This window comes from Neisseriaceae bacterium CLB008 (assembly GCA_041228285.1).
Taxonomy (GTDB): Bacteria; Pseudomonadota; Gammaproteobacteria; order Burkholderiales; family Neisseriaceae; genus JAGNPU01.
In genome coordinates this window covers 3,069,689-3,086,989 of the sequence record CP166133.1, presented here as the reverse complement: position 1 = coordinate 3,086,989, position 17,301 = coordinate 3,069,689, and the positions used below count along the sequence as shown (strand labels likewise).

At 47.5% G+C, this 17,301-nt stretch carries 20 protein-coding genes; 6 read left to right on the top strand and 14 right to left on the bottom strand.

The genetic code is table 11. From position 1 onward, the window contains the following. The first annotated feature begins 126 nt into the window (after positions 1 to 126). Complete coding sequence (locus AB8Q18_14355) at positions 127 to 1,071, top strand: D-2-hydroxyacid dehydrogenase (GenBank protein XDZ51330.1); 945 nt, start codon at positions 127 to 129, stop codon at positions 1,069 to 1,071. Positions 1,072 to 1,073: 2 nt separating this feature from the next. Here the strand turns inward: AB8Q18_14355 and AB8Q18_14350 are convergent, their stop codons facing one another. Together AB8Q18_14350 and AB8Q18_14345 are read right to left on the bottom strand one after the other, a co-directional pair. Further along, positions 1,074 to 2,387: an ATP-binding protein gene (locus AB8Q18_14350; protein ID XDZ51329.1), complete on the bottom strand. Its 1,314-nt coding sequence runs from the start codon at positions 2,385 to 2,387 to the stop codon at positions 1,074 to 1,076. Positions 2,388 to 2,390: 3 nt separating this feature from the next. After that, positions 2,391 to 3,080 carry a response regulator gene (locus AB8Q18_14345; GenBank protein XDZ51328.1) on the bottom strand — a complete coding sequence of 230 codons (690 nt, stop codon included), beginning with the start codon at positions 3,078 to 3,080 and terminating at the stop codon, positions 2,391 to 2,393. 190 nt (positions 3,081 to 3,270) lie between these two features. Here AB8Q18_14345 and AB8Q18_14340 point away from each other — a divergent pair, with 190 nt between their 5' ends. Beyond that, on the top strand, positions 3,271 to 4,056 hold the full coding sequence (locus AB8Q18_14340; GenBank protein ID XDZ51327.1) for a MipA/OmpV family protein: 786 nt from the start codon (positions 3,271 to 3,273) through the stop codon (positions 4,054 to 4,056). An 81-nt stretch (positions 4,057 to 4,137) separates the two neighbouring features. Here the strand turns inward: AB8Q18_14340 and AB8Q18_14335 are convergent, their stop codons facing one another. The 5 genes from AB8Q18_14335 to lpxC all read right to left on the bottom strand — a co-directional run bounded on the left by AB8Q18_14335 (position 4,138) and on the right by lpxC (position 7,284). Further along, entirely contained in the window at positions 4,138 to 4,530 is a 393-nt protein-coding gene (locus tag AB8Q18_14335) for a lysozyme inhibitor LprI family protein (protein XDZ51326.1), read from the bottom strand. A gap of 98 nt (positions 4,531 to 4,628) precedes the next feature. Further along, complete coding sequence (locus AB8Q18_14330) at positions 4,629 to 5,243, bottom strand: DUF4893 domain-containing protein (protein ID XDZ51325.1); 615 nt, start codon at positions 5,241 to 5,243, stop codon at positions 4,629 to 4,631. A 216-nt stretch (positions 5,244 to 5,459) separates the two neighbouring features. Further along, positions 5,460 to 5,957, bottom strand: coding sequence for a prolyl-tRNA synthetase associated domain-containing protein (locus AB8Q18_14325; GenBank protein ID XDZ51324.1), 498 nt, complete (start codon positions 5,955 to 5,957; stop codon positions 5,460 to 5,462). A 6-nt stretch (positions 5,958 to 5,963) separates the two neighbouring features. Next, positions 5,964 to 6,311, bottom strand: a complete 348-nt coding sequence (locus tag AB8Q18_14320) for a tRNA-binding protein (GenBank protein ID XDZ51323.1) — start codon at positions 6,309 to 6,311, stop codon at positions 5,964 to 5,966. A 64-nt stretch (positions 6,312 to 6,375) separates the two neighbouring features. Further along, entirely contained in the window at positions 6,376 to 7,284 is a 909-nt protein-coding gene (gene lpxC, locus AB8Q18_14315) for a UDP-3-O-acyl-N-acetylglucosamine deacetylase (protein ID XDZ51322.1), read from the bottom strand. 705 nt (positions 7,285 to 7,989) lie between these two features. On the opposite strand from lpxC, the gene AB8Q18_14310 reads away from it, so the two are divergent. From AB8Q18_14310 to tsaA, 4 genes are all read left to right on the top strand, one after another. After that, on the top strand, positions 7,990 to 9,447 hold the full coding sequence (locus AB8Q18_14310) for a YdiU family protein (GenBank protein ID XDZ51321.1): 1,458 nt from the start codon (positions 7,990 to 7,992) through the stop codon (positions 9,445 to 9,447). Positions 9,448 to 9,516: 69 nt separating this feature from the next. Continuing rightward, on the top strand, positions 9,517 to 10,140 hold the full coding sequence (locus AB8Q18_14305) for a YigZ family protein (protein ID XDZ51320.1): 624 nt from the start codon (positions 9,517 to 9,519) through the stop codon (positions 10,138 to 10,140). Further along, a complete protein-coding gene (gene waaC, locus AB8Q18_14300) occupies positions 10,137 to 11,108 on the top strand; it encodes a lipopolysaccharide heptosyltransferase I (protein XDZ51319.1) in 972 nt (323 codons plus the stop codon). Before AB8Q18_14305 ends, waaC begins: the two co-directional genes overlap by 4 nt. Before the next feature lie 9 nt (positions 11,109 to 11,117). Further along, positions 11,118 to 11,804, top strand: a complete 687-nt coding sequence (tsaA, locus tag AB8Q18_14295; GenBank protein ID XDZ51318.1) for a tRNA (N6-threonylcarbamoyladenosine(37)-N6)-methyltransferase TrmO — start codon at positions 11,118 to 11,120, stop codon at positions 11,802 to 11,804. A 33-nt stretch (positions 11,805 to 11,837) separates the two neighbouring features. On the opposite strand, the gene AB8Q18_14290 is transcribed toward tsaA, so the two are convergent. The 7 genes from AB8Q18_14290 to bioH form a co-directional block, all read right to left on the bottom strand. Continuing rightward, positions 11,838 to 12,128 carry a hypothetical protein gene (locus tag AB8Q18_14290; protein ID XDZ51317.1) on the bottom strand — a complete coding sequence of 97 codons (291 nt, stop codon included), beginning with the start codon at positions 12,126 to 12,128 and terminating at the stop codon, positions 11,838 to 11,840. A gap of 23 nt (positions 12,129 to 12,151) precedes the next feature. Further along, positions 12,152 to 12,508, bottom strand: a complete 357-nt coding sequence (locus AB8Q18_14285; protein ID XDZ51316.1) for a DUF4377 domain-containing protein — start codon at positions 12,506 to 12,508, stop codon at positions 12,152 to 12,154. A 208-nt stretch (positions 12,509 to 12,716) separates the two neighbouring features. Continuing rightward, entirely contained in the window at positions 12,717 to 13,307 is a 591-nt protein-coding gene (locus AB8Q18_14280; protein XDZ51315.1) for an L-threonylcarbamoyladenylate synthase, read from the bottom strand. A gap of 61 nt (positions 13,308 to 13,368) precedes the next feature. Further along, positions 13,369 to 14,634, bottom strand: coding sequence for a phosphoribosylamine--glycine ligase (gene purD, locus AB8Q18_14275; protein ID XDZ51314.1), 1,266 nt, complete (start codon positions 14,632 to 14,634; stop codon positions 13,369 to 13,371). Between the two features lie 159 nt (positions 14,635 to 14,793). Then, positions 14,794 to 15,651 (bottom strand): patatin-like phospholipase family protein, encoded by an 858-nt coding sequence (locus AB8Q18_14270; GenBank protein ID XDZ51313.1) that lies wholly within the window; start codon positions 15,649 to 15,651, stop codon positions 14,794 to 14,796. A gap of 36 nt (positions 15,652 to 15,687) precedes the next feature. After that, positions 15,688 to 16,521: a methyltransferase domain-containing protein gene (locus AB8Q18_14265; protein ID XDZ51312.1), complete on the bottom strand. Its 834-nt coding sequence runs from the start codon at positions 16,519 to 16,521 to the stop codon at positions 15,688 to 15,690. Continuing rightward, a complete protein-coding gene (gene bioH / locus AB8Q18_14260; protein XDZ52943.1) occupies positions 16,518 to 17,258 on the bottom strand; it encodes a pimeloyl-ACP methyl ester esterase BioH in 741 nt (246 codons plus the stop codon). Before bioH ends, AB8Q18_14265 begins: the two co-directional genes overlap by 4 nt. Between the last annotated feature and the right edge of the window lie 43 nt (positions 17,259 to 17,301).

Sequence of the window (17,301 nt, the reverse complement as noted above, 5' to 3'; positions counted from 1 at the left end):
TTAAACTCCTCAATAATGAAGTCCTAATGGTAAACGAAATTGGTCGCTTCGGGTATCTTTAATGCGGCCAAGCCTGCCGTAGTCTGCTACGATAAGGCTCTTCACTCGTCGTCTTAGGAACCCACCATGACCTCCATCGTTTGCCTAGACCGCCACAGCATTGAGGCGCGTCCCTTTACCTTCAATTTCCCCCACCAGCTCACCGAGCATGAGGGCTGCACCCCTGACGCCGTAGCCGGGCTAATAGAGGGCCATGAAATTGTGATCAGCAACAAAATGCCCATTAATGCCGCCGACATGGACGCCAACCCACAGTTAAAGATGATTGCCATTGCCGCCACCGGCTATAACCACATCGACGTAGCTGCCGCACGCGAACGCGGCATCGTGGTGAGTAACATCCGCGCCTACGGCAACGATACCGTCGCCGAGCACGCCTTTATGTTGATGATTGCGCTGATGCGTCAATTGCCCGCTTACCAGCGTGACGTGGCCGCCGGCCTATGGCAAAAAGCCAATACCTTTTGCCACTTCGGCGCCCCCATGCGCGACCTCAGCGGCAAAACCCTGGCCATCTTTGGTAAAGGCGGCATCGGCCAAGCGTTGGCCAAACGTGCCTTGGCCTTTGACATGAACGTCATCTATGCCGAACACAAGCAAGCTAGCGGCTGCCGTACTGGCTACGTCTCATTTCAAGAGGCTTTAACCACGGCTGATGTGATCTCTTTACACTGTCCGTTAACGACCGAAACCGAAAACATGATTGACGAAACGGCTTTACAGCAGATGAAGCCAGGCGCCATTTTAATTAACGTCAGCCGCGGTGGTTTGGTCGACGAATTAGCGCTCGTAGCGGCGCTGAAATACGGCCAGCTAGGCGGTGCCGGCGTTGATGTGTTAACCGAAGAGCCGCCCGTTAACGGCAATCCACTGTTAAAAGCTTATTTACCCCACCTCATTGTGACCCCTCACATGGCCTGGGGCAGCGTTGAGGCCCGTAACCGCCTGTTTGACATGCTGTGCGACAACATCAATCAGTTTATGGCAGGCACGCCCATCAGCGTGGTCTAGAGTCATTTAAGCCGAGGATGAGGCGGTAAGCACACCACCAGCTTAGCGCCACCTAATAAGGCGGATCGATCAATACGCAGCGTGCCTTGATGCAGGGCGACAATTTTTTGCACCATTGCCAAACCTAAACCATAGCCAGGCTGTGGCGCTTCGACCGTAGGTACTCGATAAAAGGGCGCCAACACGCGCGCATACTCAATTTCAGGAATACCAGGGCCATCATCTTCAACGCACACCAGCAGGCTGTGATCGGATAGGCGTTGCGCAGAAAAACGGATGTTACTGTGTCCATACTTCACGGCATTACCCAATAGGTTTTTCCACACTCGCTCTAATAAAGCCACATCGCCTTCATACTGGCCTATGCCATCTGGGACAGCAACGGTGATGTGCTTATTTTGAGGCAGTAGGGGTGAAGCGGGCACACAGGCAAGCAAGGACGCCTGTACGTCAAATGATTGTGGACGACCTAAATACTGTTGGCCAACGGAAGCGAGCTGCAATAGCTCATCCACTAAGGTGGCCAATTCATCTACATCGCCAAGCAAGGCTTGAATCCTGGCCTTTTGTTCTGATGCGCCGTCATCCAGCAACACCAGGCCAAAGTTTAGGCGCGCAATCGGCGTTCTTAGTTCATGCGACACAGAATGAATCAGTTCACGCTGACCATTAACCAAATGCTCAATATAGCTCGCCATTCTATTAACCTTATACGCCACCATATAGGTGCTGGCGTAACGGCTCAGCCGCGCACGGGCCGAAAAGTCACCGGCCCCAATGCGGTCCATGGCCTGCATCAGCTTTTTTAATTCTGCCCAATGAAAAGCCGACCACACGGATAAAAAGAATAGAAATAAAGCCAAGACGCTCAAATTAGCCAATAACAAAAAGTCTTCTAACTCACCTAAATCATTAGCACCCGCCGTCACATCGGCCAAGTGCATGATTTGTCCGGTGGCTAATGGAAAATAATACTGCCCGCGTAAGTCCATCGAAGTGGCGACCTTAATCACCACTACCGTTTCTCCACGCTGTAATTGAGCGCGCTGCTCTGGCGTCAAAGCCGCGCCATCGGTTAAGCCAAAACTGCCTTGGTGACGACTCTGATAGGCCGCAATACGCTGATTTTGGGCTTCTGACCCAGCAACGGCCGTTAAGTAGTCCTGTAACACATAAATCTGCGCTTCTTTATCTTTAAGTAAAGCTTCTTCAACCTCATCTGCCATAAAAAAGTACAGCGCATAAACCACAATCATCAAGGCGGCAACCATCGACAATAAGGCTAATGGAAACACCCGTAACACTAAACGCCACATGATTTAATCCCATAAAGTGGGGCAAAATAAATAGCCCTCACCCCAAACCGTTTTGATTTTCTCACCTTGTTCGTCATCAAATTTACGCCGTAAACGCGAAATATGATTGTCAATGCTGCGATCTAAGCCATCAAACTCAAAGCCACGCAGTTTTTTAAACAGCTCATCCCGGCCCAGTGTTTCACCCGCTCGATCCGCCATCGTGATCAATAATTTATATTCAGAACTGCTTAAATCAACCACCTGACGACGCCAAGTAACGGTTCGATCAGCCTTAAAAATCAACAACTGCCCAAAGGCCAATGTTGATGTCGAGCCCATATGCACTGGCTGCTGACGACGCCTCAAGAGCGCCCGTAGGCGAGCCAATAAAACCCTAGGCTGTATCGGCTTATTCACGTAGTCATCCGCGCCTTGTTCTAGGCCCAGAACTTCATCAAACTGATCCTCGCGCGCCGTCAGCATTAAAATCGGCACCGTACTTACGGCCCTAATTTGGGCGCACACCAGCATGCCGTCTAAGCCAGGCAGCATTAAGTCCAAGACCACTAAATCAGGCTGAAGCGTTTGAAAATGGCTTAAAGCGCGATCCCCCCGATCCACAATACTCACCTTAAATTCATAAGTGGATAAATATTCTGCCATTAAGCTGGCCAGACGCACATCGTCCTCAACCAATAACACTGTATACATAACGTTCCTTTCACCCAGCTAGGCGCCTGAACATTATATAAAATTCACGCCTCAGAAACTGCTTTGACGACAATTCAGGACAATTTGACGACACGCCCCGACAATTCCACATCAATTTCTCAATATTTCAATCAGTTAGCCAATGCTAACCTAGCGCTTAACCTTATTTATTACGTTAAGAGGATTTGTCATGACCCCCACCCCTACATCTTGGCCATTAAGCCTCGCCTTACTGAGCCTGTCTACTGCACTTTGGGCCGCTCCCCCTTTAAACTCAAGCGTTCAAGAAGGGCGCTTCTATGCCGGCGTGGGCCTTGCAACGGCTCCTGAATACCTAGGCAGTAAACGGCTCAAGGTTGGCCCAGCGGTAGACATCGGCTATGATTTTGGCAATGGTTTAAGCGTGGGTAGCCAAGGCTTAGGCTTTCAATACGCCTATCCTTTAAATGCGTCTCTTTCTTTATTAGCCGGCGCCCATATTGGCTATCTTCCTGCACGTGAAGACAAAAAAGAACTCAAAGGCATGGGCAAAGTAAAAGGCTCCGTCACCAGCACCTTTAATACGGGCTTACAGCTAGATGATTATCTGGCCCTGCACGCTGGCGCAGAATTGGCCCTATCCGAAAGTAAAAATGGCCACAGCTATTATGTCCGAGCGGCCATCCCTGTACTCAAAAAAGAACACGACCAAATCACTCTGAGCGGGAGCGCCCATTATTTTGATCAAAAACGCATGCAGACGTATCTAGGCGTCAGCACCGTACAAAGCCGCCGCAGTGGCCATCAAGCTTATAGCCCCAAAGCCGGTATTGGCCAAGTAGGCGCTGAATTAGAATGGGTGCACCAGTTTAACGGCCCGTGGTCTCTGACCATGACGGGCGGCATGACACAGTTGGTGGGAGACGCTAAAGACAGCCCTCTGGCCAAACGCAAAACGGCCCCCGTGGCGTCTGTTTTGGCAACCTACACGTTTTAAGCCAGCCATCACAAAAAAGCCGACCTCTATGGGTCGGCTTTTTTAGGGTCACACTCTTTAATCCTCACTCAAACAGGTAAATTAAAGTAACCCATCCATTTCAATATAATTTTCTAAGGCCTTAATTCTATTTTCGGTCGCTTCAGTCAAACAACCCTGCCTCACTAAGGGAGCCATGCTTCCGCCGCGATAAAAATCAGCCTCATAAGTACAGCTTAAATCACGAAACTTAAGCCAGGCTTGCTGCGCCACCTTAAGCTGCTGTTTGCGCTGATCGTCTAATCCTTGGCGATGCTGTTGATACAGCTGATTTAATCGTTGATCTGCTTTTTTAAAATCCAAATAGGCGCATTCATTCATGTCCACCTGGGTAAGGGCACGATCGCAGTCTAGGGCATACACACCGCTGGCCAAACCAAGCGTGAAGAGGCCAATACATCCCTGGATCAAAAAACGTTGCATATTGTGAAGCATAGAAAACCTATTCGTCCTTTCCTGAAAATCACTTTAAAGGTGTAACTCTGTAAGCGTATGTATGACCGCTAAGAAAAAATGCAGCCTAACCCAAACCGCTATTTTTTTCGAATCAATTCATACAGCTCATAACCCGCTTTGTCTTTATTAGGCTGAATCAAAATCATCTGGTTGGCCGAGATTTTTCGAAGCACGCCCACGGCATTATGATTTTGATGAGCAGGTATATTATCTGGCTGGTTTAAATCATAGCTGCGTAAAGGATCGTCATTCACCGTAGCGCCACCAATAAACACCTTTTGTTGGCCCTGACCCTGATGCAGATAGCCACTCACACGCTGTGAGCCCGTTGTTTTTTGAAACCATAGGCCCTTAGCTGTTTGCTTGATTTGGCAGTTAAAGTATGGATAGCGCCCTAAGAATCGGGCACTGATCTGAGTCGAACGACACTGCCAGCGCCCGATCAACTCTTTATTTTTAATTAATTGAGGCTCAGCCTCTGCAAATTTAATCGCCGCCAAATAGGGCTCAACCTCATCGCTTGCCAACGCTTGGTTTTGATAAAGCCCCAAGGTTGTGTGCATGATTTGGTCTACTTCATCAATTAATTGAACATCAGCCTGGGTCACCATCCCTCGCCAAGCCGTATTTTTTGGGGCAGCAACCAATAAAGTCGCCATGAAACACATGGCCAAACCCGTTACGATACGCATCATCACCTCTATACAATCATTCGATCTGAATCCATTCACACGCCTTATCCACGCCTAGCGTTAAGCCAAACGAGCTGTGGGTAAGATAAGGCTGTGGTTAACTTTTCAAGCCACTGATGAAAGCCAACAATGGCATCTATGATCAAGCCTGTGCATAAAAAACCCACGGCCGTTACAAACCCCTGTGGGTAAGATAAAGTCCACAGCATGAAGACATCAATTGGGCGCTTTAACGCTGATGCTCTTGGGTGCATGACCACTGTGGACCAAAAAGCGTAAAAAATCCGAATAAGCAATGCACACCGTGGCGTGATTGACCAAAGGGTGAAAGCCCAATAATTCATCTTGCTTAATGTTTTGATCGAGCAACACCGTTACTTTATGCTCGGTATCAAATGGCAAAGCAAAAGGCGTCACGCATCCAGCCGCCACATTTAAGGTCGACGCCAGCGTCTGGGTAGACGCAAACGACAGCCTAGACTCACCAACTTGCTCGGCAATGTGGCTTAAATCTGCTGGCTGGTGTTCATCCATGACAACCAAGTATAAACGATTGCCTTTTTTATTCTTTAAAAATAAATTCTTAATGCCTTGATCAGGCAATTCAATGTTCATTTTGTAATAATCATCAATTGCCCCTAATGCCGGATGCTCAACCCTCACGTATGCAATGTCTAAATCCGTCAGCAAACTGAGTAAAGACTGTTCCGTCATGATGTCTTACCCTGCACGCGTGCCGTTAGGCACCATTTTTTCAGGCTGGGCGAGCACGGGCACAATGCCATCCTCATAGCCTATGTCAAACAGCATGCCTTCAGACATCTCGCCGGCCATTTCTCTGGGCGCCATGTTCACCACAAATAAAGCTTGTTTACCGACAATCTCCTGAGGATTGTCACGTTCACCACGCATCGCCGACAGAATAGAACGGCGAAAAGAACCAAAATCAACGCTTAATTTCAATAACTTACGCGATTTTTCAACGTCAGAAACGGCCGTAATGGTACCGACCCGAATATCCAGCTGATTCAACACATCAATTTCAATATTAGGCTTCACCTGACTCATGATTTTTCCTTGAATATAATAGATACTCTTACCATACTTCGATTAGTCATAATAAGGTTAGATCTTAATCAAGTTCATGAAATCCAGGCGGCACATCCTCAGGATTTTTAAAACTCACCCATTCAAACGCTTCAGGCTGAGCCATTAAAGCACGCATTAACTTATTATTGATGTCATGGCCAGATTTATAGCCCTCAAACGCCCCGATAATCGGGTGGGCAATCACGTATAAATCCCCCATGGCGTCTAGAATTTTATGCCGCACAAATTCATCAGCATAGCGTAAACCATCCGGATTTAAGACGTCGTCTTCATCAATCACAATGGCATTGGTTAAATTACCGCCCAAGCCTAAATTATGGCTACGCATGAATTCAACCTCTTGCATGAAGCCAAAGGTTCGCGCTCGCGCAATTTCATCTAAATAAGAAGCACCTGCAAAATCAATGGTAAAGGTTTGATTACCACGATTAATGACGGGATGATCAAAGTCGATGGTTAAAGTCATTTTAAATCCGTTATAAGGACTTAAACGAACCCATTTATCTGCTTCTTTAACCTCAACCACTTCTTTAATGCGTAAGAATCTTTTTAATTCCTGCTGATCAACAATGCCCGCATCCTGCAATAGGTATAAGAAAGGCAGGCTAGAGCCATCCATAATTGGGGTTTCAGGTGCATTTAATTCGATACACACATTGTCGATGCCAAAAGCGGCTAGGGCCGACATCATGTGCTCAATAGTCCCCACACGAACCCCAAGCGGCGTCACAATAGTGGAAGACAGACGAGTATCGTTAATTAATTCAGGCACCATTTTTATCCAAGCACCTTCATCACCGGTTAAATCCGTACGTCTGAACTGAATGCCACTATTGCTGGGCGCTGGTTTCAACGTTAATAACACCCGCTCACCTGAATGTAGGCCAACGCCAGTTGCGCTCACTTCTTTGGCTAAGGTTCTTTGTAACATAAGCTTCTCTTTACAATACATGACTATTCCTTTGATTCTAACAAATATTCACCCATTTATTTCATTATTTTAAAATCAAGAAGGGTCAGACCAAGGTCTGTCATAGCTTTTAACTATAACGGTATCTGATTAACTTCGGGGGTAAGCACAGCATAAGTTGAAACTTATCCACAGCAAAAACGATCGTCTAAAATTGTCTACAAAAGGTATACAGTGCACACCGATCTTATCCACAGCCTTAAAAAGCAACTAAGTTGCTCATTTTAAAAGTTGATTAAAGTTATGCACAGGAAAATCGTTTCTTTATCATTATCATCAGTATTTATATATAAAATCATTGATTGAATCATTAAAAACGAAAAAAAGAAAAAACATGAGACAATTAAGTTTTAGTCGATAAAAATAAACCCATCCAACGCTAAAAAAGCAATAACGGGGATAGAAAAGAAATAGGCAGGGGATAACAGAAAAGTTATCAACATGAAAAAAACGTCTGCAAAAGTATCCACAATACGCAACAATGGCTTAGACTAAGTTATACACAGGCTAAAAATAAAGCTAATACCTTGTAAAATAAAAGCATTAAAGGTTATCCACAGAAAAAACCAGACTTCATTAGCATCATCTTTTTTTAAATATTAAAATACTATATTAGTCATAAGCGTTACCCAAAACATAAAAGGGTTAATAAACAGGACACACATCATGAATTTAGCTCAATACTTACAACAAAACCGTATGCAACAATTACCTAAACTATTTTATGCACCGGTTAAAACAGAAAAACTAAATCAGCCCACGCTGTTATTAAGTAACCAACCTTTGGCAAACCAATTTAATTTAAGTCCTGCTGATTTTTTAGCTGGGGATAATTTAAAAGCGTTATCAGGTGACCCAAAAAGTTATCGACAGGCACCGATTGCTACCTTGTATTCAGGCCACCAATTTGGACATTACACGCCACAATTAGGCGATGGCAGAGCCGTCATCATTGGTGACCTTGTGGATAAATATAATGAACGGTGGGAATGCCAATTAAAAGGTGCTGGCCAAACGCCCTTTTCTAGGCATGCTGATGGTCGAGCCGTTTTACGCTCCAGTATCCGAGAATATTTATGTTCTGAAGCGATGGCAGCGCTACACATACCCACCACAAGGGCTTTAAGCTTGGTGGCCTCTGATGACCCTGTTTATCGTGAACGCGTTGAAACAGCGGCGATTGTGGCTCGGCTAGCGCCTAGTTTCATTCGCTTTGGCCACTTCGAAGTGTTTTACCATCGAAAGTTACACACAGATTTACAATTACTGGCTGATCATGTCATTGCTTTATATTATCCACAGTGCCTAAGCGCACCTAATCCCTACCTGGCTTTTTTTGAAGCTGTGAGTAAGATAACTGCCCACACCATTGCTCAGTGGCAGTCGGTTGGGTTTTGTCATGGCGTACTCAATACGGACAATATGTCTATATTGGGTTTGACCTTGGACTATGGCCCATTCGGTTTTTTAGACGGCTTTCATTTTCAACACATCTGTAATCATTCTGATCATGGCGGCCGCTATGCATTTAACCAACAGCCGTTTATTGGGCAGTGGAATTTATCTTGCTTGGCGTCAACCTTATTGCCATTTGTCCCTGAAGCAGAATTAGTAACGGTACTCAATCAATACGCTCAAGAATATCAACAAGCCTATGATCAACGGATGGCTGATAAATTGGGGTTACAAATAGTGCCAGAGGCGGGCTTTGTGCAGCGTTTATTAAAGATCATGGATGCACAGACGGTCGATTTTACGATTTTCTTTAGGCAGCTGGCCCAGTTTGACCCTCATCAAGGCACGTTACCGGACGCTGTAGCGGTTTTATTTACCGAACCTAGGGCTATGGACGAATGGTTAGCTGAGTACGCTCAGCGGCTGTTACAGGAGGGCAGGGCGCATTCAGTTAAAACAGAGGCGATGAATCAAGTTAATCCCAAATACATATTACGCAATCATTTACTGGAAATAGCCATCAAAAAAGCTGAAGATAAGGATTATAGTGAGTTAAATCAGTTGTCTATGATCATTTCTGACCCCTACGCCGAGTGGCCAGAATACGAACAGTATGCGGCATTACCGCCCATCTGGGCCAAAGACATCAGCATCAGCTGTTCCAGCTAATGGTTTCACGTGAAACAGTGCTGGAAACAGAATGGTACAATGAAGCTTATTTAAATTAAAAGAGACACCATGACGGTTTTAACTTATCAAACGTTGGCTGCCCCTTGCTATGCGGAGTTTAAAGACAAAGGCAGCAAATTTATGGCTTTTGCCCATCCGATCAGCAGCAGCGATGAGGTTAAAGCTTTATTGGAGCCACTAAAAAAAGAACATTTTAAAGCCGTGCATTTTTGTTATGCCTATCGCTTGGGCCCAGATGGGGCTGATTTTCGAGCCAATGATGATGGCGAGCCTTCAGGTAGCGCGGGTCGTCCTATTTTGGGCCAAATAGACAGTGCCGAATTGACCGATGTGGTGGTCATTGTGGTGCGTTATTTTGGCGGGACTTTATTAGGCGTGCCTGGGCTGATTCAGGCGTATAAAAGCGCCACAGCATTGGCGTTGGCTGAGGGGGAGGTGTTGTCGAAAAACGTCACCCATCATGCGTTGCTGTCGTTTGAATACGCCACCATGAATGACGTCATGCGCTTAATTAAAGGCCATGATGTGGCTGTTTTATCGCAAGAAATGACCTATGACTGCCGTTTAAAAGTCAGTATCCCGTTGGCACAAAAAGAAGCTTTTTTAAATGCCATCACTCACTTAAGAACGGTTAAAATAAGCTCAACTAACTCAGAATGTCTGCCTGAATGAAAAAAATACTGTTGTTGAAAATGTCGTCCATGGGGGATTTGATTCACTGTTTGCCGGCTTTAACCGACTTACAAAAAGCGCCAGAATGGGCGGATGCTGAAGTCACGTGGGTGGCTGAAGAAGCGTTTATTGACATTCCTACGCTACATCCACGCGTAAAAAACGTTGTGCCGGTGGCGTTAAGACGCTGGAAAAAACGGCTGGGCGATGCGCAAACGTGGCGTGATTATCGGGTATTAAAGCAAAGTTTACGCCAAGAGCATTGGGATGTGATTGTGGATTGCCAAGGTTTATTAAAAAGCGCATGGGTCGCGAGAATGGCTAAGCAACCGGTTAGTGGCTATGACAAACACAGCATTAAAGAGCCGGTGGCTGCTTTTTTTTATCAGCATCGCTACGCCGTATCTAAAACATTACCCGCCGTTGAACGCAATCGTCAGCTGCTGGCCCAAGCCCTAGGCTATCAAATCAGTGGCAAACCTGATTTTGGCTTACCCATATTGGCGCCGCATGCGCTAACGCCCGAACGTGCTTTTGTGACGCTGATTCACGGCACCAGCGCAGAAGCCAAAGAGTGGCCTGAAGCGGCATGGGTGGCGCTAGGGCAGCGATTAAATCAAAACGGCCTTGCCTGCGTGCTGTTTTGGGGCAATGAGCGTGAGCGTTTACGGGCAGAGCGCATTGCCGCGGCATTAGAGGATGGTTTAGTCATGCCTAAACTCAGCATTGCCGCCGCAGGACAAATTATTGCTGCTGCGGTGGCGGTCGTGGCGGTTGATACAGGCTTAGCCCATTTAGCCAACACCCAAAATCGCCCTCTAATTACCTTATATTTAGACAGTGAACCCGATTTAACCGGCGCCATCGCCACGGCTCATACCGATAAAGTCCGTAACTTAGGTGGCAAAGGGCAGCAGCCAAGCGTTGAAGACGTGTGGTCGATTTTGTGTCATTACGATTTATTTTAAAAAGCGTTTATGCAATTAACCATTGAAACCATCGGAGTAATTGAATCTCCGTATCAACAAAAATTTGGCATTGCTCGCCAGCCAGGCTTAGTCGATGCAGCTAAAGTTTGGCTGGTGTTCGCGCCTGAGTTTAATGAAGAATGCGTGCGCGGCTTAGCCGGCTTTGACTATGTTTGGGTGCATTTTGTGTTTCATGCAGCGATCAAAGACGGCTGGTCACCTTTGGTGAGGCCACCCCGTTTAGGGGGCAAGCAAAAAATGGGTGTATTTGCTACCCGTAGCCCCCATCGGCCTAATCATTTAGGCCTGTCTTTATTGCGTTTAGAGGCGGTGGACACCAGTAAAGGGGTGCGCTTATTGCTCAGCGGCGCTGATTTATTAGACGGCACGCCCGTGGTGGACATCAAGCCGTATATTCCGTTTGTTGAGGCCAAACCAGAGGCCCGAAGTGGATTCGTGTCGGGTTCGCCCCCATTATTGACGGTGGTGTGGTCTGAGTTAGCCATGACCCAATATGAGGATCAAGGGCTGACGCCTGAATTTAGAGCCTTGGTGAGTCAAAGCGTGGCACAAGACCCTCGTCCTGCCTATCAAGAAGACGAGCATCGAGTGTATGGCATGCTGTTGGCTGGAGTGAACGTGTCGTTTCAGATTAAGGCCGATGTAGCCACCATCGTGGCATTGGATGTCGCATAAAAAAACCTCGGTTAATCAACCGAGGTTTTTTATTTAGTTGGGCATGGAGCTGGTGAGGAGAATGCTGCCAAATAATAAGAAGATGATGAAGTATACTGCCAAGGCAATCACCATAATCAATAGGTTGGCCTTACAGAAGTTGGCCCGCCACTTTGGGCCCTCGCCAAAGGCCCACACCAACATCATGATTAGGTTAACCAAGGGAATCATTAAAATGATTAAGGTTAAGACCCATTCTTTAACTGACGGAGGGGCCTCCTGCGGCATCCCTAAATGGCCAGAAGCTGTTGATTGTGTGAAGCCGTGATTGTCGTTATTTGACATGGTAATCCTTAGCTAAATACACCTTATTTTAAAGGCGTGGTTTCCCCAGTTTGGGCATTGGTTTTTTCCAAGATTTTCACTAGGCTCCAGCGTTTACTCGGTGCATCGGCCGGTACCTGTTTTGGGTCTAGGTCTTGTACATGAACTTGTAACTTATATTGATAGCCTTCTTCATAATCAAAGCCTTGAATGCCGCCGTAAAAATAAGTCCATTCGCCATCGGCGCCTTCTTTAACCTGCATGCATTTCATCGGCCCTACGCCCACACAGTCGGCAAGTTTTGGCGCGACGTAAAGGGTTTTTTCCTGGTTCGCTTGAGCCGCCGTGGCGGCACAGCCGCTTAAGGCTAATAGGGCGGTTGCCCACATAATGGTTTTCATGAATTGATCTCCTTTAAGGCATGCAATTTATAAGGTTCGTCTGACGCAGCTTAAGTACGGGACATGGGGCATCTTTTGAATGCTTACAGCCATTTAAAATTAATATCTGTTTAGAATAGATAATCTAATAAACAATAAGTTCAGTCAATAAGATTATAGAATAAAAAAAGGTGGCCGTAACGGGCCACCTTTTTTTCTAGGCTTTTGTTTAACGAAGCTTTTTACCGGTTTTTAAATCAAAAATAGTGCTGGGACGGTGATCGCCGCCAATGCGCCCCGCAACCATCAGAGCCTCATGGCCAAATAGCTTTTGGGTTTGACGCGTGTTTTTACACGACACGCCGCCTGAAAAATTCGCCGACGTTGAAATCAAGGCGGTGTTTAACCGCTGACACAATTGTCGGGCCACGGGGTGAGCGTCTACACGCACGGCTAAAGTGGTGTTTTGTTGGCCACGCAAACTGGGTAGTACTCGCCCAGCGCTGGGGCATAAAAAGGTATAAGGCCCTGGCCAATATTGATTAACCTGAGCCTCTTGGGCTTGGCTCAGCGGCTGGATCAATCGATTGAATTGGCGTGAGTGCGCGCCAATGACGATTAAACCTTTATGTTGTGGTCTTTTTTTAAGCTTAATGATGTGGCGAATCGCCCGAGGGTGGGTGGGTAAGCCGCCCAAACCAAAGCAGGAACCGGTTGGGTAGGCAATCACGCCGCCCTGTTTTAAATGAGCTTTTAACGCTTGTAAATAGGCGTGGCTGGCGACGCGAGGAGCAAAGGGACGATGAGGGTGATTAGTCATGGTAGGGGTCTGATTCAGTGGCCGTCAGGCAAATATTGGCCTAGGGCCACTGAAATAAGGTTTAAAGTGCTTTGGCACCAATGTCGTGACGGTAGTGAGCGCCATCAAAGTGCAGTTCATTCACCACACGATAGGCCTGTTCTTGCGCTTTGGCAATGTTTTCACCCAGACCGACGGCACACAGAACACGGCCGCCGCTGCTGATCAAATCGCCATTGGCGTTGAATTGGGTACCGGCATGAAATACCTTACCCAATTCATTAGCAGATTCAATGCCGCTGATGGTGTCGCCTTTACGTGGCGCCTCTGGATAGCCTTGAGCCGCCAACACGACCCCAACGGCCACGCGTTCATCCCACTTGGCTTCTACTTCATTTAAACGGCCGTCGATGCCAGCTTGAATCAGGCTAGGGAAGTCTGATAATAAGCGGCTCATAATCGGTTGGGTTTCTGGGTCGCCAAAGCGGCAGTTAAATTCGATGGTGTAGGGTGCGCCGCTGGCATCAATCATCAGGCCGGCGTATAAAAAGCCCGTATAAGGATGGCCTTCTGCCGCCATACCGCGTACGGTAGGCATGATGATTTCATCCATGGTGCGTTGGTAGACAGCATCGGTCACCACTGGCGCTGGGCTGTAGGCGCCCATCCCGCCTGTATTTGGGCCTTGGTCTTGGTCGTGTAGGCGTTTGTGGTCTTGGCTGGTGGCCATTGGCAAAACATGTTCGCCGTCGACCATGACGATGAAGCTGGCTTCTTCACCGGTTAGGAAATCTTCAATCACCACGCGTGCGCCCGCATCCCCCATGCTGTTGCCCAGTAACATGTCGTCAATGGCGCTGTGCGCTTCTTCTAGGGTCATGGCCACGATGACGCCTTTACCCGCGGCTAGACCGTCGGCTTTGATCACAATCGGTGCGCCTTTAGCGTCTACATAGGCATGGGCTTCTGTCGCGACTTCAAAGGTTTGGTAGCCGGCGGTGGGGATGGCGTATTTGGCCATAAAGGCTTTGGCAAAATCTTTAGAACTTTCTAATTGGGCGGCAAATTGAGTGGGGCCAAAAATGGCTAAGCCAGCAGCGCGAAAATCATTGACCACGCCCGCAGCCAAGGGCGCTTCAGGACCCACGACGGTGAACACCACCTGTTCATCACGACAGAACTGAATCAGCTCATCATGTTGGCTTAAAGGGATGTTTTTTAATTTAGGTTCTTGGGCGGTACCGGCATTGCCTGGGGCCACAAAAACTTGGGTGACTTGCGTTGATTGAGCCAAACGCCATGCCAAAGCGTGTTCGCGGCCGCCTGAACCTAAAACCAAAACGTTCATGAGAATAATCCTTTAATTAGTGATTGAGCAGTAAGCGTGATGGGCTGTATTTTAAGCATGATTGGCTTAGGTTGAAAGGACTTCCCCTTTTTTCAGCCCAGATAAACGTAAAAAAGCGGTTGATGATGAAGAAATCAACCGCTTGTGGGGATGGTTAGCCTATTTAGCCAACATGGCCCGAATTTTAGGCAGCGCCGCTCGGGCGGCCTTTTCGCCTAATTCGATGGCTTCTTTTTTCTGGTCAAAGCCGCTGACGGCGCCCATAGACAAAACATTGGGTCGAATCACCACATCGGCCTTGGCCAATTCATTGTTTAAGGCCGAGGTGTTCATGATGTTGAGGCTTTGGTCTAAATAAGACCAAAAACCATCGCCTTTATTTTTACTGGGCTTCGCGGTGATGTCGACAGCAATCACTTTAGTTGCGCCTAGCTGGCGTGCAGCCGTTACGGGTACTGGTGCCACTAGGCCGCCATCGACGTATTGACGACCGCTGATGGTGGCGGGCTGAAAGACATTTGGAATGCTGGCTGAGGCGCGTACGGCTTGGCCGGCCTTACCCTTATTAAACACCACCATTTTACCGGTTGAAAAATCGGTGGCCACGGCCCCAAATTTAATCGGATAGTTTTGCATCAGCTGCTGTTTGGTTTTGACGTTAATGTATTGCGCCAGCTTTTCGCCTTTGATTAAGCCTTTAAAGGAGAGGGCAAAATCAATCACGTCGGCCTTATTCATGATTTCGGCCTCTAATTCTAGGCGATCAGGGCTCATGCCGGAGGCGTACATGCTGCCCACCACCGCGCCGGCACTGGTGCCGGTGACGATCTTAACCGGGATACCCGCTTCTTTTAATACCTTAATCACCCCAATGTGGGCAAACCCCTTAGATGCGCCGCCGCCTAAGGCTAAACCAATCACTGGGGTCGGTTTAGGGGCAACGGGCGCGGGTGCGTTGGTGACGCCACAGGCGGCCACAACCAAACTACTGAATAACACACTGATGCGTTTTAACATAACCAATATACTCGTAAAAAAACTACTATAAAGGCCTTAGGCCTCGGGACGTTTGGGGTAGAAGTTCACCACCGATTGTTGATCCGGTAAGGTGATTTTTTTCAACCCATGACCATAGACCACTTCTAAAGTGATTTGGTTGAGTTCACCCTGGTAAAAACCTTGATCAATGAGTGATTTTATCGAACTGTTGGCGCTGATGTCTTGATCAAATAGGTTTTGGGCCTGAAGAATGTGGTAGTCGCGCCAAAAAGAAGCCGCACTTTGATAGCTGAGGTTCATTTTTTCCATGTCCATCACGGGTTCGTTAAAACCGTTGTAAAACATCATGTCACCTAAATCATGCATGTCCCATAAACGTTTTGATTCGAGTACAATGTCATGTTTGGCTAAGTAGGCCACAATTTCTTGTAGCGTGTCTGGTCCGAAGGTGCTGAAAAACAGTAGACCCTCTTTTTTTAAGGCATCAGACCATTGAGGAAACACCGCGACAGGGTCGGCCGCCTGATACAGGGCTAAATTACTCCACACAAAATCGGCACTGGCTAGCGGTAAAGGCTGTTCAAGCGTCTGTTGAGTATGAGGTAAGCTTTTTTTGGTGAGTTTTTGCCACATAGATTGCTGCTTCTGATGATTGGCTTGGCTGTTGGCTAAAAACTCAGCCCGCGGATCAAAAATACTTAAGCGTGCATCGGGATAGCGTTGGCTTAAACGCTGTGGGCTTTCATTGAAATCGGCGCCCACCAGCAGGATGTGTTCGGGCTGTTTTTTGATCAGCAATAAGCGTTCGTCCATGCGCTTGGCGAGTTCGGCGTAAATAAACCAGTCTTTGGCTTGCCAGGGCGTGTCGGTTTGAGAGGTGGTGGTCATAATGTGGCCCAAAATTGAGTCAGCGCTTGGGCAAACTCATCTGCGTGTGAGAGAAAAGGTGCGTGTGAGGCACGTTCGAATAAATGCAGCTGGCTATTAGCTAGGTGCTGGTGTAGGTAGTGGCCCATCTTTGGTGGGGTAATGGCGTCTTTTTGGCCAAACAATAATAAGGAGGGCGCTTGAATCAACGCCAAAGAGGCACGCGCGTCAGAATTTTCAATGGCCTGTAGTGCCATGGCCAAAGCCGGCGGCGGGCCATATTGGCACACCAGCGGCAAAACCTGATCTAAGGTGGCTAGGTGTTCTTTGGCGTACAAAAATTGCAGCTGAAAAAACTGCGTCATGTATTTGTCGAAATCTTGATTGAACAGCGTCACCATTTTCGCCAAGGCCGGATTTGTGAGCCCTTCTGGATAATCGGCGCTGGCCATGAATTTAGCAAAACTTGCGGTTAAGCACAGGCTTTTTACCAAATGAGGATGGCGGGCGGCTAAATACAGGGCGATGTGGCCACCTAAAGACCAGCCAACTAAATGCACAGGCTCGGTTAAGGTGGCGGCTAATTCGTCGGCGATGGCTGCTACGTCAAACTTCGAAGGCATGGGTGTGCGGCCATGGCCAGGTAAGTCAGGGGTTAAATACACGCCGTCAGAAGGTAATCTGTGAATTAAATCAGCAAAAACATGGTGATTGGCCGCCCAGCCGTGGAGCAGCAAAATAGGGGAAGAAAGGGGCAACATGTTGAATAAAATACTCCGCAAAAGCCAACAAGGATTAAAC

Coding starts and splice junctions, on each gene's coding strand:
- AB8Q18_14355 (XDZ51330.1), top strand. CDS start 127: ATGACCTCCATCGTTTGCCTAGACCGCCACAGCATTGAGGCGCGTCCC.
- AB8Q18_14350 (XDZ51329.1), bottom strand. CDS start 2,387: ATGTGGCGTTTAGTGTTACGGGTGTTTCCATTAGCCTTATTGTCGATG.
- AB8Q18_14345 (XDZ51328.1), bottom strand. CDS start 3,080: ATGTATACAGTGTTATTGGTTGAGGACGATGTGCGTCTGGCCAGCTTA.
- AB8Q18_14340 (XDZ51327.1), top strand. CDS start 3,271: ATGACCCCCACCCCTACATCTTGGCCATTAAGCCTCGCCTTACTGAGC.
- AB8Q18_14335 (XDZ51326.1), bottom strand. CDS start 4,530: ATGCTTCACAATATGCAACGTTTTTTGATCCAGGGATGTATTGGCCTC.
- AB8Q18_14330 (XDZ51325.1), bottom strand. CDS start 5,243: ATGCGTATCGTAACGGGTTTGGCCATGTGTTTCATGGCGACTTTATTG.
- AB8Q18_14325 (XDZ51324.1), bottom strand. CDS start 5,957: ATGACGGAACAGTCTTTACTCAGTTTGCTGACGGATTTAGACATTGCA.
- AB8Q18_14320 (XDZ51323.1), bottom strand. CDS start 6,311: ATGAGTCAGGTGAAGCCTAATATTGAAATTGATGTGTTGAATCAGCTG.
- lpxC (XDZ51322.1), bottom strand. CDS start 7,284: ATGTTACAAAGAACCTTAGCCAAAGAAGTGAGCGCAACTGGCGTTGGC.
- AB8Q18_14310 (XDZ51321.1), top strand. CDS start 7,990: ATGAATTTAGCTCAATACTTACAACAAAACCGTATGCAACAATTACCT.
- AB8Q18_14305 (XDZ51320.1), top strand. CDS start 9,517: ATGACGGTTTTAACTTATCAAACGTTGGCTGCCCCTTGCTATGCGGAG.
- waaC (XDZ51319.1), top strand. CDS start 10,137: ATGAAAAAAATACTGTTGTTGAAAATGTCGTCCATGGGGGATTTGATT.
- tsaA (XDZ51318.1), top strand. CDS start 11,118: ATGCAATTAACCATTGAAACCATCGGAGTAATTGAATCTCCGTATCAA.
- AB8Q18_14290 (XDZ51317.1), bottom strand. CDS start 12,128: ATGTCAAATAACGACAATCACGGCTTCACACAATCAACAGCTTCTGGC.
- AB8Q18_14285 (XDZ51316.1), bottom strand. CDS start 12,508: ATGAAAACCATTATGTGGGCAACCGCCCTATTAGCCTTAAGCGGCTGT.
- AB8Q18_14280 (XDZ51315.1), bottom strand. CDS start 13,307: ATGACTAATCACCCTCATCGTCCCTTTGCTCCTCGCGTCGCCAGCCAC.
- purD (XDZ51314.1), bottom strand. CDS start 14,634: ATGAACGTTTTGGTTTTAGGTTCAGGCGGCCGCGAACACGCTTTGGCA.
- AB8Q18_14270 (XDZ51313.1), bottom strand. CDS start 15,651: ATGTTAAAACGCATCAGTGTGTTATTCAGTAGTTTGGTTGTGGCCGCC.
- AB8Q18_14265 (XDZ51312.1), bottom strand. CDS start 16,521: ATGACCACCACCTCTCAAACCGACACGCCCTGGCAAGCCAAAGACTGG.